Origin of the sequence: Sulfuricella sp. T08 (genome assembly GCF_000971475.1) — a bacterium.
Taxonomy (GTDB): domain Bacteria; phylum Pseudomonadota; class Gammaproteobacteria; order Burkholderiales; family Sulfuricellaceae; genus Sulfuricella.
In genome coordinates, this window is record NZ_DF967580.1 from 1 (window position 1) to 205 (window position 205).

1 protein-coding gene is annotated in these 205 nt (G+C 60.0%); it reads left to right on the top strand.

Translation table 11 applies throughout. From position 1 onward, the window contains the following. A partial coding sequence (locus tag SCT_RS17355; protein ID WP_159107922.1) for a hypothetical protein occupies window positions 1–205 on the top strand: 205 nt, incomplete at both ends.

The window sequence follows — 205 nt, forward strand, 5'->3', positions numbered from 1 at the left end:
TCCTGAGCCTGGGGATTCAGGACAACCGCGGCGAAGCAGTGGTAGCGCTGAACCTCCAACAGATGCGCCTTACCGTGGTCGAAGATCACCTCCTCTATCCCGGCGGAACCCTCTCAAGCTCTACCCTGACCGGACACACATTTCAGCATGCGTTGCTGATGCTGAGCTTGCTCGCGGCTTGGCCGGTGCGCCGTTACTCTGAACG